This window comes from Larkinella sp. C7 (genome assembly GCF_006149005.1).
Classification (GTDB): domain Bacteria; phylum Bacteroidota; class Bacteroidia; order Cytophagales; family Spirosomataceae; genus Larkinella.
Map to the genome: position 1 here is coordinate 896,673 of NZ_VBSL01000001.1, position 13,418 is coordinate 910,090.

Consider the following 13,418-nt stretch of genomic DNA (forward strand, 5'->3'; position numbering starts at 1 on the left):
TCAGGATTCGATATTACATTTTTGATTTCTATTCAATATCGAATCCTGAATAACGAACCTGGAATAACGAAGGAGATGGCACTTACAACGCTTTAATCTTCATATTCCGGAACGAAACGCGGTCGCCGTGATCCTGGAGCAGAATGTGGCCTTTGGGAGCTTCGCCAAAGCGTCCGTGGGCGTTATACGAAGGAGCTTTGTACTTGCTTTGCGCGACCAGTTTCCGAAATTCCTCACCACCCCGTTCGTATTCGACGACTTTTTTGCCGTTCAGCCAGTGCTCAACGTGGCTGCCTTTCGAAACCACGCGTCCCTGGTTCCATTCGCCAATCGGGTTGGCTTTCTTGTCTTTCGCCGGAATCAGGTCATAGAGCGATCCCACGGTCCGGTTGCCATCGCGACCCATTTTGGCATCCGGGTGTTTGTCATCATCCAGCACCTGAAATTCCAGCCCGTAGGCTGATCCTTTCGGCTTGGGGGTTTCTTCCACCACGAAATACTTCAGGCCGCTGTTGGCCCCTTCCGTCAGTTTGAACTCAAACATCAGGTCGAAATCGCCGTATTCACCCTCCGTCACAATGTCTCCGTAGTGCGTCGATTCCGAACCGTCGGTTTTCGAGATCGTCAGCAAACCGTCCTGAACGAGCCAGCCTTTTTCCGGAAACTTGTCTTTGTAGGCACCCCGCCAGCCTTTGGTGGTTTTGCCGTCGAAAAGCAGTTGCCAGCCTTCTTTTTTCTCTTTGGCCGTCAGCGTGTTGGGAGCCTGCGGTTTTTCAGCAGCCATCAGGCCTAATGCTAAAACGGCCGTAACAAATAGTGTTTTCATAGTATTTTCTCTGATCAGCTCTGATTTTCTCCGATCAACTCTGTGAAACAGCAATTAAATTATTATACAGAGTTGATCAGAGAAAATCAGAGTTTATCAGGGCTAAAGTGGAAAATTGAGTGTTTTGGTAATGTAATCTTTGTTGATTTGAGCACACTGCAAGGGGGTTTTGTTCGGGTCTGGAACGCCGTCCAGTTCAACCACGCCCCAGCCTTTGAACTTAATTTTTTCCAGTGCCGCAAAAACCGCCGGAACGTCGACATTGCCCTGCCCCAGTTCGACAAATTTGTAGGCTTTCGGATCATCCGGTTTTTCAGGTACCGGGCTTTTGGTATCTTTCAGGTGCAGTGTGTGCAGAACATCCTTGTATTGCACAACGGCTTTGGCCGGGTCGCCCCCGCCCTGTTTGTAATGGGCAATATCGAGCAGGAGTTTGACGTACTTCGGATTCATTTCCTGCACCAGAATATCCACTTCTTCGGGTGTTTCGCCCCACTGTTTCATGTGGTTGTGATACGTGGCCTGCACGCCCATGTCGGCGGTTTGTTTGCCAATCTCGTTCATCACTTTGGCGAGTTTCTTGAGTTCTTCGGTAGTCGGAGCCTGCCCGTTTTTCCGAAGGCTGTTGGTCATCTGGAATGCCGAACCGCCCAAGGCTTTCACAAAGCTGGCGTGGGCCACGTGCATATCCACGGTGCTGTCGAACTTCGCCGGGTCGACCTCCACATTGCCACTCGAAAACATCGCCAGCTTCAACTGGTGCTGGTCGAGCAACGCTTTCAGTTCCGACGGTTTGGTCTTATAGGGTGCAAAGGTGTTGGCCCGGAGTTGAATTCCTTTGTAGCCCAGAGAAGAAAGGTCTTTGATGGCCTGTTCGTCTTTGCCGCCCCAGGTAATACCGGAATACCCGATCTTCAGTCCCGATTTTTTAGCGGCAGCGGCCAGCAGATCGGTTCTGGTGGCCAGAACGAGGGCCGACAAACCGGCGGTGGTAAGAAACTGGCGTCTGTTTACAATAGCCTGCATAATAGGGTAGTATAGTCGGCAACCCTGAATTGGAGTTGCGGTTTTTGTTGTAAAGAATTCTAAAGGAAGGAAGGGATTTCGCCGTAAAATCTACTCAGCCCTGCCCTAAACAACAGGCCCCGAACCGGAATTCCGGTTCGGGGCCTGTCTGTCAATCCTTAGCCATACGGATTAATACCCCGGATTTTGCGGATATTTGGCCGCTCCACCCGCCGTACGGTCAATCTGATCCTGTGGAATCGGCCGAAGTATGTGGAAATCCTTGACGTTCGGAGCCCCGTCGGCATTGTACGCTTTCACGCGTTCAACCAGGTTACCCCAACGTTTCAGGTCAAACCAACGGTGCATTTCGCCGGCCATTTCACGTTCGCGTTCCTCCATGACGAAAGCCATCGTGGCGTCGGCAACGGTAATTTCCATGTCTTTTTCCTTACCCGGCCAGGCCGCCCGCCGGCGAACAGCATTGATGAACGGCACCGCATCAGCCGCTTTTCCCTGTTTGATGAGGGCTTCTGCCGCCAGCAGATAGGTATCCGCCAACCGGAACATGATGAAATCGCGGCTACCGGGTTCGTAGGTCCGGTCGGGGCGCAGGGGGTCCAGGAATTTCTGCAAAGTCGGGAACAGGTTGGGCTTATACAAGCTCGGTACCAACACCTGATAGGGACGTTTGGCCCGCTCGGCCAGGGGCATTTCATACCCCGGAATAAAGATGGCCGTATCGCCCGCGTTGAACTTCAGAGATGTTTTCGAATTGTCAAAAATCGGCGTCGTTTTGCTGGGGTTGTTGGCCAGCCAGGTATCCTTAAACGTCTTTTTGTACCGCGAATCTTTCACCCGGTCTTTCTCCGCGAACACGACATTCAACATATAGTTCGTCGGCATAAACCGCTTGAAAGGGCGCCCGTTCAGCACATCGCGCTGCATACCGGCCTGAGTGTCATACTCCATTCCGAAATACAAGTGGGTCTGGTTTCCGTTGATGGTCACCGTGCTGGTTGTCGTACTGTTGAAACCGGAACCAATGTTCGTAATCGGATCGGAAGTGTATTGCGTGGCAAAAATCACCTCGCTATTGACTTCTCCTCCACCCTGGGCAAACACGGCCGAGAAGTCGGGCAGCAGGCTGTACGTATAATTCTTGATTACGTTCTGGGCATACGTGGCCGCTTTGGCAAAATCATCGGCTGCCAGCGCGTCCTTATCGGTCCCTTTCGTCAGATACACTTTAGCCAGCAAGTGCTCAGCGGCTCCTTTGGTTACCCGGCCATAATCGCCGGTGGGAGTTGCCAAATCGGTCAAAGAAGATTCCAGATCCGCGATAATTTGGGTGTATACGTCCTTCACCGGAGCGCGGGTAAATTCCTTCGTCGGAACCAGGTTGCCTTTTGTCAGCAACGAAACCGGCCCAAACATCTGCACCAGAATAAAATAATGGTGCGCCCGCAGGAATTTCAGTTCCGCAACCCGACGTTTTTTAATGGTTGCATCCAGCCCGGCAATTCCATCAGCCGCGTCCAGCGCCACATTGATGGTATTGATGCCTTTGTAAAAAGCATTCCAGATGTTGTTGGTTGGCCCTAACCGGCCGTCGATCTGGGACGTATACTGGTTGACAAATTTGAAACTACCATCGGCTCCCATCGTATAGGTATCCGTTCCGAAAACCGTCAGGGTCATGGCATCTTCGCGACCGTAGTATTCCCGCAACGACGAATAGGCCGCTTTCACCACCGATTCAAACCCGTTCGGCGTGGTGGCATACTGGCTGCCGACCTGCGAAACCGGAACCTCTTCCAGCAAATCTTTACAGCCCGTTGTACTGAGCAACAGCGCACTCACGATCAATAGCGAATGCGTGAACGAGTGAAGAAGTAATTTATATGTTTTCATCTTGAACATCTTTTTAATCCGTTTAATCCAGGTTAAAATTTCAGGTTTAAACCAAACGTGGTCTGCCGTACGGCGGGTGACTGATCCGCGTTGACATCGCCATCGGTTTCGCTGTCGATCCCCTTGTATTTGGTCCGGTATTCCGAGAAAATAAAAGGTTGCTGAATACTGGCAAAAAACCGCAGGGAACCGATGCCCAGTTTTTCCGTCAGACTCGCCGGGACATTGTACCCGAAGTTGATGTTCCGGATTTTCACGAACGTACCGTCAAAATACAACAGCGTTGAGCGGAACGGCGGAAATTCCTGGTTCATGTTTGGCTGCGGAAACTCATTGGTTGGATTGTTCGCGCTCCAGTAGTCAACGTCCAGCGTATTGTATCGACCTGCCAGGGTCAGGAAATCCTGGTGGAAAATACTGCGGAACATATAGCCCACGCGGGCAAACACGAAAAACGACAGATCGAAGCCTTTGTATTCAAAGCGGTTGGTAAGCCCCAGGCTGTATTTCGGCACTTGCGAACCCAGAATGACGCGGTCCGCCGGATCGATTTTCCCGTCGTTGTTCGTATCCTGAATTTTGATCTGGCCCACGGCACTCTGGTATTTCTTAGCCTGTTCTGCTTCGTTGGTCTGCCAGATGCCAATTTTCTTGTAGTCAAAATAGGCGGTCAGCGGCTGACCGATGAACCGGGAGTTCCCGACATCGTCGACTTTGCCATTGAACAGTTCCAGAATCGATTCCCGGTTGCGGGTAAACTGGAAGTCCGTCGTCCAGCGGAATCCACCGGGCGCATCTACGTTGACCGTCGACAAGGTCAGTTCAACCCCCTGATTCCGGGTTTTTCCCACGTTCCGAAGCACGCGGTCGAAACCGCTCGTCAATGGCAGCTGGTCAAACAGCAGCAGGTCGCGCGTATCGGCCCGGTAATATTCGAGCGAACCGGAAACCCGTCCGCTGAACAGACTGAAATCCAGCCCGAGGTTGCTGTTGGTGGTCGATTCCCACTTCAAATCGGGGTTTCCGATGGTAAATGGCCAGTAGCCGAATGCGCCAACCGAACCGAATGCATAGGCCGAACGGGCCAACTGGGCCTGGGTTTGATAGGGATCGATGGCCGTGCTGCCGATTGAACCATAGCTGGCCCGCAGTTTCAGGTTATCGATCCAGCGAACCGACTTCAGAAACCCTTCGTTACTCAAATTCCAGCCAACAGCCGCTGAGGGGAAAAAACCGTATTTCGTGTTTTCACCAAACCGCGATGAACCATCGTAGCGGGCCGTCAGCGTCAGCAGGTATTTCTCCTTGTAGTCATAGTTCACCCGGGCCATGTAGGAGTTCAGCACCCAGCGACGGACGGTTGAACCCACGGAGTTGATCAGCGAAGCCTGCCCCAGGTTGTAGAACTGCTGCGTTTCAGCCGGTACGCCCGTCACCGAGATTTGATTGGTTTCGTAATCGTCTTTCTGAATCGAGTGGAGTGCCGTAACGTTCAGGTTATGAATGTCATTGAACCTTTTGTTGTACGTCAGGATGTTCTCCAGCGTCCAGTTAAACTGGTATTCATTGAACGAGAAAGCGGTCGGATCGGCCCCCCGGCGGGCGTTGGTCTGGCTACCGACAAACCGGCCTATGCGACGGTTGGTCAGGTCAGGGCCGAAATTGACGCGGTATTTCAAGCCATCGATGATGTTCCATTCGCCGTAGATGCTGTTAAAAATCCGCATCCGCTTCGTCAGGTCGATCTGCGCGCCCGGAACCACCTCGGCGATGGGATTGGTCCGCAAACCGTCGGAAGTTGGCAGGAAAATCAGGTTGCCGTTGTCGTCATACGGTTTTCCCAAGGGGTTCTCGGCATAGGCTCCACCCAGCGGATTGAAGTTTTCGCCGTTCCGGGTACTGTAAACGCCCAGGGTCGAAATGCCGACTTTGATTTTCTTGCTAATCTGGTGATCCAGGTTAATCCGGAACGTATACCGGGTAAAATCCTGATTCTTCACGACACCCACGTCCTTGAAGTAGTTACCGGAAATCGAAAACAGGGTTTTCTCATTTCCACCCTGCACCCCAACCTGATGGCTCTGAATGTTCCCCTGCTGCATCAGGTAAGATTGATAATCCGTACTGCGATTGTTTTTGATACCGTCTAATTCGATGGGTTCAAAGAGTTTTTCATCGGTGGTATACTGATTGGCAGCCCGGCGGGATTCCCGTTTGTATTCCGCAAATTCGGCTCCGTTGAAAACATCGATCTGGCCAAGCCGATCCGAAAAACCGTAATAGCCATCATAACTGACGACGGTTTTGCCCGGCTTACCCCGCTTCGTGGTGATCAACACAACCCCATTGGAGCCCCGCGATCCGTAGATGGCCGTTGCCGACGCATCCTTCAATACTTCCATCGAAGCAATGTCGTACGGGTTAATATCGTCGATTCCGCCCGCCAACGGAATCCCGTCAACGACATACAGCGGATCATTCGACGCATTAATCGACCGGCGACCCCGAATCCGGACGACCGGGCCAGCGCCCGGCTTGCTGCTGTTTTGCACCACATCGACCCCGGCAGCCCGGCCCTGGAGTGCCTGGCGGGCGTTGGTGATGGGCAATTCGGCAATTTCTTTGGCGCCAACGGAGGAGATCGCCCCCGTTAACTGGCTCTTTTTCTGCGTACCGTACCCGACAACGACCACTTCGTTCAGCGTGCGCTGGTCAACGGCCAGTTTTAGACTGATCGTCGATTGGGCACCGACGGTAACTTCCTGAGAAAGAAACCCAACCGATGAAAAGACCAGCACAGAATTATTATCCGGAACAGCAATCCGGAATTTCCCTTCGGCGTCGCTGGTGGTTCCGCGCGTCGATCCTTTCACGGCAATGTTTACCCCCGGCAGCGGGGTATTGTCTTCCGCCGTCAGAATCTGGCCCGAAACCGTCCGTTCCTGCAGGGCGGGATCGGTGATTTCACCTGGCCTCAGGCTGGCCATTGGCAGGCCCCTCAGGTTGGCAGCGTGTACGTCTGCAGGGTGTCGGTGGGAACCGATGGCGGCCTCGACGGGCAGGCTACCGGCCAGCAGACCCGCCAACCCGCAAGCTCCCAGACGAGTTGCAACGGCAACCCGCCCCGCTTTAGCAGAGAGAAAGGAAGTAATGATGCATTTCATAATAGAGATTGGTTGATTAAACGTATAGAAATAATAGAGATTGAATTAGATTGAATAGATGACCGACGACGGTTGCAGATCGGTATCGCTAAGGATATAAGATGTTTTGTTCTGAACCGTAACCGGTGTTGGGGCCGGAATTTCAACGGACTCACCGGGTTTCATTTCGATGACCTGCGGATCGTCGTTGCGCATCAACTTTATTTTGCCGGCCGAAAGCTCAACCCTCGTTCCTTTCTTTCGTTGAGAAACCGTAAAGAGGGTTCCCTGCGCTTCCACGGTCAGGGTAGTCGTATGAACCCGAAACTTGCTGTCTTCACCGGAACCGTAGCGTTGGGCAACGGTGAAAAAGGCTTCCCCTTCGAGCCAAACCGCCCTGGGCACTTCTTCCGACCAGACGCGGGCGTACCGAATCTGGCTATTGCCGATCAGTTTTACCAGCGTTCCGTCGGGCAACTTCACCGTTTTAGCCACGCCAACTGGTGTCCGGACGGTTTCCATCGCATGTGACCACTGCGTCCAGAGAACCCAGCCGATAAACAGCACGATGCCGGCTGCGGCACTCACCCAGCGAAAAATATACCAGTTTGTTACCCAACTTTGGATTTCGGGCTGCAGGGGTTGCAACTCCGGCATTTCCTGAATCGATGACCGAATTCGCCCCCACAACGACATCACCTCCTCTCCTTCCATCGGCCGCGACGCCGGGCTTGAAGCCATGCGAACCAGTTCGCGGGCGAAATCGACAACTTCCGTTTTGTAAGGATGGTGAGCCAGCCAACCCTCCCAGTACGCCGAAACCTCAGCGTCATCAGGATGTTGAACCCACCGAATGAATAATTCGTCAGCGGCTAACTCCTCGGCAGTATAGGCGGAGAAGTGTTTCATTTAGTATTTTTTGTAGATAAAGTTTACTATGCCATAAAAGAAGCCCATCCAAACGTTCTACTTGCCCTGCTTTGAAATTTGACGACAAGACTTTTTTACAAACCTGCTTTTACCATACCCCGCCCCATGAGCGGCTTAAAACCGCACAACAAAAGCGATTTCCTGGAAATATACTTAAGTACATTTCCAGGAAACGTAAAATAAATAAACCGGTGAACAGACAATGTGGGAAGAAAATTTACGGAAGAGAATAGGGACAATCGGCGGCTGGATCAACCAGATTCATGACCACGACGTGGCCAACCCGCTGGTAGCCCGGCATTTTGGAACAAGGGCCATAGTCCGCCCGCGTTGCCAGTCCGACGCCCAGAAAACCTTCGCTGCCGACGGCCCCCCGGTTGTTTTGAAACCCTTTTCCACCGGACGCATCTTTGTCCTGTATCAGCATCGTTTCCCGATGCCCCCAGGCCACGACCGCATCCTGATAGAGCCAGGAGAAAATGGCTTGCTCCACGATGAAAGCCGGTAGCTCCAGAACCGGTTTGTCACTGGAATAATAGCAAAACATGTAGATATTCTCAGCCCGCGACATAAACTCGTAGCATTTTCCGCTAAACACCGTCTGGGCGTTGATGCGTTGCAGGGCCGTCCGGCCATCCCGGCTGGTGTGACCAAAAAAGTTGTTCGTGGTCATGTCCGCAGCGTGGGCCTGGGCCACGGCGTTCAGGTGCGTTTCCAGGGCTTCGAGCGGCAGACCGAGTGCTTTTTCGGTACCATACTTCACATCCGCCCGTGCTTTTCGCTCCCCGTTCGTTAGCCACAACGCCCGATCTGCCGGGGACATTTTGGTGTAATTTTCCGGTAACGAAAGGTTTCCCAGGCTGTTGGCGGGCAATTTCATCTGCTTTTCCTCCTGCCGACGGGCGTAATTGAACGCATTCACAACCTGAGCGGGTGTGTCAAAAACCGGGAAACCGTTGGGCGCACTGGTGTACGTCGGCTCTTTCGGTAATTTCACATCCGCTTTCAGGTTTTTCGGTGCCTGACCGAACGCTAAACCGGAAATCAACAGAAGGGCACTGGTAAGTTGTCGCATCAAAAGGGCGTTAGTTGCCAACCCGGTCACCTGCACCGTTGCGAAAAATACGGAACGAACGCAAACAACCCAATAGTTTGCCGTTGCTATTTCGAAAAACCCGGTTTTTAGTGGCCCACCAGCAGCCGCAATACGTTCTGCACCCGACCCTTTGCATCCCGCACCTTCACCCAGTACAGTCCGGGCGCCAGCACCTGACGCGGTATGACGGTGGTGGAAGAGGTCCCTGCCACTGCCCGAACCGGCAATTCAATCCCTGCCGTGTTGATCAATTGAAGACTGATTTCATCCGCCCCTGAAGCCACCAGTGTAAACCGCCCGTCGGCACTGGGATTTGGAAAGAGGTAAACATCCCGGTCTGTTGTTTCTATGTTGATAGACACTGGTTTCGAGAGTTCCGTGCGACCATTCGCGTCGATCTGCCGCAAGCGGTAGTAATACGTCTGGCCCGGTATCACTTCCTCATCCGTCCAGCCGTACGTGTTGGTTTCCGAACTCGTTCCGTTTCCGCGAACAAACCCAATTTTCTCAAACGATTGGGCATCCCGGCTTTTCAGGACATCGAACCCCAGACTGCCCTGCTCCCAGCTGGTCGACCAGCCCAGCACGGCTTTCCCCTGGCGGGAAACGCCCGAAAAATACAGCAGATGGACGGGAAGTGCATCCGTGGTGTTGAATGTACAGCTTGCATCGGCCGTCGGATCGGCAATATTCATCACCACGACGTGCCCGGCGAAGCTACCGGAGCAAGAAGCGGAATAAGCCCCAACGGCTGTCGAAGCAATTCCAATACCGAGAAAGCCTTCACTGGCAGCGCTCCCGTGGTCGTTGACATAGCCACGAAGCGTATTGGGTGGAGGGGCCAGATAAATATCATCATTTTGAATCAGCATGGCTTTTCGATGTCCCCAATTGGCTGACGAATCCCGATATAGCCAGTTAAAAACGGCTTGTTCAACCAAAAACGTCGGGGTTGTTGCACTACTGGTACAGGCAACGTAAATATTCTCCGCATAGCCCATACTCTTTCGACAGACAGAAGGATAGGTGTTATTGACCCGATCAAATGAAGAGGAACCCCCTACCCCGGTGTGGGAAAAAGTATTGCTGGTGACCAGATAACTCGCGTGGCCTTGAGCGGTTGTCACTAAGGCGCTTTCAACCCCTTCCAGGGGTAAGCCCAACACAGCGCTTGTTCCGGGATACGCTATACCGCTCCGGGCGATTCGTTCCTGATTAATGAGGTACAACGCCCGATCATTGGGCGAAAAGGTGGCATAATTAGCGGGTAACGTCAAGTTGCCCAGGCTATTGGCGGGCAATCCCAGTTGGGTTTCTTCGGCTCGTCGCGCAGTGTTGAAAGCCGCTACAATCTGGGCTGTACTTGAAAAAAAAGCCGAGGGGGCAAAATCCGTTTCGGTCGGTGCGGTTAACGCGATGTTGGTCGTCAGGTTCGTCGGAGATTGCGCGTTCCCGTTCAAGAAGAAGAGCGAAAAAAGGAGGATAACACAAAGGCGATTCAGGGTCAGTAAGATTGTCATCATAAAAGTCGGGATTTCGGCGAACACCGAAGAAATGTCTAGCTTCCGGATATTCCTTTTATTGAGACGGTTAGGACGAAGTTTAGTAACACATTCAATCGGGAATTTTTACTTGTTCTGCGATTGGAGTCTTCATTCGAGCTTTTACCTCGTTTTTCTGATCGTTTAAAACCCATTCCGGGAAATTCTGCTGCTTTTTTGCTAAGATTTTCCACATTAACTACAATTATTTCAAAAACAAATACTATTTTACACCTTTACTACCCAGCCAATCCATACTGATATGAACACGTTACGCTCTGATTTTCAGAAAGGGCAGACGCTGCTTGACTATTTTTATTATTGGGAAAAACAACAACCCAAAAAAGTCTACCTGCGGCAACCCGAAGGCGACCGATACCGCGACTATACCTGGCGCGATGTCGGAAAACAGGCGCGGACGCTGGCGACGTACCTGAATTCGCTGGGCTTACCCCCGAAGAGTAACATTGGTCTCGTATCTAAAAATTGTGCGCATTGGATTATTGCTGATCTGGCGATTCTGCTCAGCGGTCACGTGTCCGTTCCTTTCTACCCGACCCTGACGGCCAGCCAGTTACGACAAGTTCTGGAACACAGTGGCTGTCCGGTCTTGTTTGTCGGAAAACTGGACCAATGGCCTGCCATGAAACCGGGTGTCCCCGAAACCGTCCACTGCATCGATTTGCCGGGCTACACGACCGATCCGGACCACGCGCAGTGGGATGCGATTCTGACCCGTTATGAACCCATGACGGACAATCCGCAACCGCATTCCGAGGATTTATTCACGATCATTTACACGTCCGGAACAACGGGCAATCCCAAAGGTGTCATGATGCCCTACCAGGCCATGATCAGCGCCATCGACGCGACCAAACCGCTGATGTGCGTCGACGTGCCGGATTCCCGTTTCTTTTCGTATTTGCCCCTTTGTCATGTGGCCGAGCGGAATCTCGTCGAAGCCCTCAGCCTCATCACGGGCGGTACGGTTTATTTTGTGGAATCGATGGCGACGTTTGCCAAAAATCTGGCGGCTGCGCGTCCGACGCATTTCCTGGGTGTTCCCCGCATCTGGCTGAAGTTCCAGCAGACGATCCTCGCTACGCTTCCACAGCCAAAACTCGATCGGTTGCTTAAAATTCCGGTGATTGCCGGATGGATCAAGCGCAAACTTCGCATGGCCCTTGGCCTCAACGACGTGCGGCTGATCCTGACCGGCGCAGCCCCCACACCCGTGGCCATCATCCGGTGGTTTCGGGAATTGGGCATCACCATTCAGGAAGCCTACGGCATGACCGAGAACCTGGGCGTGGTGTCGGTCATGCCTCCTTCCACGATCAAAGACGGCACGGTTGGGATGCTCTACAGCGGCATTCAGGTGAAATTCGACCCCATCACGGGCGAACTCATGACCCGCTCCGACTGGACGATGCGCGGCTATTTCCGGGAGCCGGAGATGACCGCAGCGGCCCTGGATGCCGATGGCTGGCTCCATACCGGTGACGTGGGCACACTGGACGACGACGGTTTTCTAGCCATTACGGGCCGGGTGAAGGAGATTTACAAAACCACCAAGGGCGAATACGTGGCTCCGGCCCAGATTGAAACCGGTTTTGCGGAGAACAATTTCGTGGATCAAATCTGCGTTGCGGTTCAGCAATTGCCACAACCGATCGCGCTGATTGTTTTGTCGGAAACGGGCCTCAAAGCGGATAAGACGCAGGTTTCACAAAGTCTGGAGGAGACGCTTAACACGCTGAATCCCAACCTGCACACGTATCAGCGCGTCAAAAAAGCCGTGATCGTGAAAGAGCCTTGGACGGTCGACAACGACCTGATGACGCCCTCCCTGAAAATAAAGCGTAAAATGATCGAATCCTGGTATGAACCCCACCTCCAACCCTGGTTTGAACGGGAGGAGACGGTGATCTGGGAAGGGTAAAAATAGTGAAGAGTTGAGAGTGAAGAGTTATGAATAGCTGACGCGTAACATTCATAACTCTTCACTCTCAACTCTTCACTCAATCAAACAGCCGATCAGGTTTTGAAAAACCTGACCGGCTGTTTGATTGAAATGACAAAGGTGGACGAGAATTAGTGAGTAGAAGCGGAAAGGCCCGAGGGCTTAGTTCCGCGCCAGAACCACACGGCTTACTTGCGTTTGAATGGCGAATGACTGAGAAACTTTCTCTTTGCCATAGGCTACCTCGATCACATATTTACCGTCCGCCAATTGCGAGAAGTCGAAAACGCGACCCAGTTGTTCTTTTTTGGTCAACGTGCCGCTATACAGCTTGTTGTTGGAGTCATCAGCAATCGATACAACGATTTTATCATCAACCGGCTGATTAACCGTTACTTTAAATTTCAGGTTACCAACTTCCCGGATCGAAACCGGCGTTGCTTTCGTTTCGGCTTTCGGGCCATCCACTACACGGGCCACAGCCGATGAAGGAGCAATGGCTACCAGAGTCGTTGCGGCCAGCATCGCCAGGCCCAACGTTACACTATTATTGACAAAATTCGTTTTCATAATTTTCTACAGGTTGTATTCGAACTAGGTTGTATTCAGACTTGATATAGTACAATAAACTAAATGCTTACCTTACTGAACCCTTGTCAACTCCTTTGTTGATACAAATTTATACAACATTGAATACAAGTCAATTACCGAATTGTTAATAAACGAAAAGTTGTTTATAATTTAAAGGTTAAACTTAGAAAAATTCAATACTTTACGGTTGTTTACTACTAATACTTTAAATAGTGAAATGTCCATTTTCCCGGATAAATACCAGCTTTTATAAAATAATACAATTCATTCCTGTGGTAATGAAAAAAGCTCCAAACGCGTTGTCCGGAGCTTTTTTCATTTTTTCAGTTTCAGGCCGAAAATTATCTTATTTTATCATAAACAAAGCCAATTCCCCCAATATCGGTGGTAAAATAAAGGGAGAAGTGTC

The 13,418-nt window shown here is 51.8% G+C and carries 9 protein-coding genes; 1 reads left to right on the top strand and 8 read right to left on the bottom strand.

Annotated features, from left to right (window positions below):
- Positions 1 to 82: 82 nt before the first annotated feature.
- The 7 genes from FH871_RS03595 to FH871_RS03625 form a co-directional block, all read right to left on the bottom strand.
- The gene (locus tag FH871_RS03595; RefSeq protein ID WP_138989934.1) at positions 83 to 826 is read right to left on the bottom strand and encodes a DUF1080 domain-containing protein; all 744 of its coding nucleotides are present in this window, start codon (positions 824 to 826) and stop codon (positions 83 to 85) included.
- 102 nt (positions 827 to 928) lie between these two features.
- A complete protein-coding gene (locus FH871_RS03600; protein WP_138989935.1) occupies positions 929 to 1,852 on the bottom strand; it encodes a sugar phosphate isomerase/epimerase in 924 nt (307 codons plus the stop codon).
- Positions 1,853 to 2,023: 171 nt separating this feature from the next.
- The gene (locus FH871_RS03605; protein ID WP_138989936.1) at positions 2,024 to 3,745 is read right to left on the bottom strand and encodes a RagB/SusD family nutrient uptake outer membrane protein; all 1,722 of its coding nucleotides are present in this window, start codon (positions 3,743 to 3,745) and stop codon (positions 2,024 to 2,026) included.
- 32 nt (positions 3,746 to 3,777) lie between these two features.
- Positions 3,778 to 6,732, bottom strand: coding sequence for a TonB-dependent receptor (locus FH871_RS03610; RefSeq protein ID WP_138990251.1), 2,955 nt, complete (start codon positions 6,730 to 6,732; stop codon positions 3,778 to 3,780).
- A 222-nt stretch (positions 6,733 to 6,954) separates the two neighbouring features.
- Positions 6,955 to 7,797, bottom strand: a complete 843-nt coding sequence (locus FH871_RS03615; protein ID WP_138989937.1) for a FecR family protein — start codon at positions 7,795 to 7,797, stop codon at positions 6,955 to 6,957.
- 238 nt (positions 7,798 to 8,035) lie between these two features.
- Entirely contained in the window at positions 8,036 to 8,893 is an 858-nt protein-coding gene (locus tag FH871_RS03620) for a CAP domain-containing protein (RefSeq protein WP_138989938.1), read from the bottom strand.
- A 107-nt stretch (positions 8,894 to 9,000) separates the two neighbouring features.
- Positions 9,001 to 10,437 carry a T9SS type A sorting domain-containing protein gene (locus FH871_RS03625; RefSeq protein WP_138989939.1) on the bottom strand — a complete coding sequence of 479 codons (1,437 nt, stop codon included), beginning with the start codon at positions 10,435 to 10,437 and terminating at the stop codon, positions 9,001 to 9,003.
- Positions 10,438 to 10,717: 280 nt separating this feature from the next.
- Between FH871_RS03625 and FH871_RS03630 the strand changes: the two genes are divergently transcribed.
- Positions 10,718 to 12,397: an AMP-binding protein gene (locus FH871_RS03630; protein WP_138989940.1), complete on the top strand. Its 1,680-nt coding sequence runs from the start codon at positions 10,718 to 10,720 to the stop codon at positions 12,395 to 12,397.
- 183 nt (positions 12,398 to 12,580) lie between these two features.
- Here the strand turns inward: FH871_RS03630 and FH871_RS03635 are convergent, their stop codons facing one another.
- On the bottom strand, positions 12,581 to 12,988 hold the full coding sequence (locus tag FH871_RS03635; RefSeq protein ID WP_138989941.1) for a hypothetical protein: 408 nt from the start codon (positions 12,986 to 12,988) through the stop codon (positions 12,581 to 12,583).
- Positions 12,989 to 13,418 lie beyond the last annotated feature (430 nt).

Bases quoted from the DNA above. Each gene is read 5' to 3' on its own strand.
- FH871_RS03600 (WP_138989935.1), bottom strand. From the start codon at position 1,852: ATGCAGGCTATTGTAAACAGACGCCAGTTTCTTACCACCGCCGGTTTG.
- FH871_RS03605 (WP_138989936.1), bottom strand. From the start codon at position 3,745: ATGAAAACATATAAATTACTTCTTCACTCGTTCACGCATTCGCTATTG.
- FH871_RS03635 (WP_138989941.1), bottom strand. From the start codon at position 12,988: ATGAAAACGAATTTTGTCAATAATAGTGTAACGTTGGGCCTGGCGATG.
- FH871_RS03610 (WP_138990251.1), bottom strand. From the start codon at position 6,732: ATGGCCAGCCTGAGGCCAGGTGAAATCACCGATCCCGCCCTGCAGGAA.
- FH871_RS03615 (WP_138989937.1), bottom strand. From the start codon at position 7,797: ATGAAACACTTCTCCGCCTATACTGCCGAGGAGTTAGCCGCTGACGAA.
- FH871_RS03620 (WP_138989938.1), bottom strand. From the start codon at position 8,893: ATGCGACAACTTACCAGTGCCCTTCTGTTGATTTCCGGTTTAGCGTTC.
- FH871_RS03625 (WP_138989939.1), bottom strand. From the start codon at position 10,437: ATGATGACAATCTTACTGACCCTGAATCGCCTTTGTGTTATCCTCCTT.
- FH871_RS03630 (WP_138989940.1), top strand. From the start codon at position 10,718: ATGAACACGTTACGCTCTGATTTTCAGAAAGGGCAGACGCTGCTTGAC.
- FH871_RS03595 (WP_138989934.1), bottom strand. From the start codon at position 826: ATGAAAACACTATTTGTTACGGCCGTTTTAGCATTAGGCCTGATGGCT.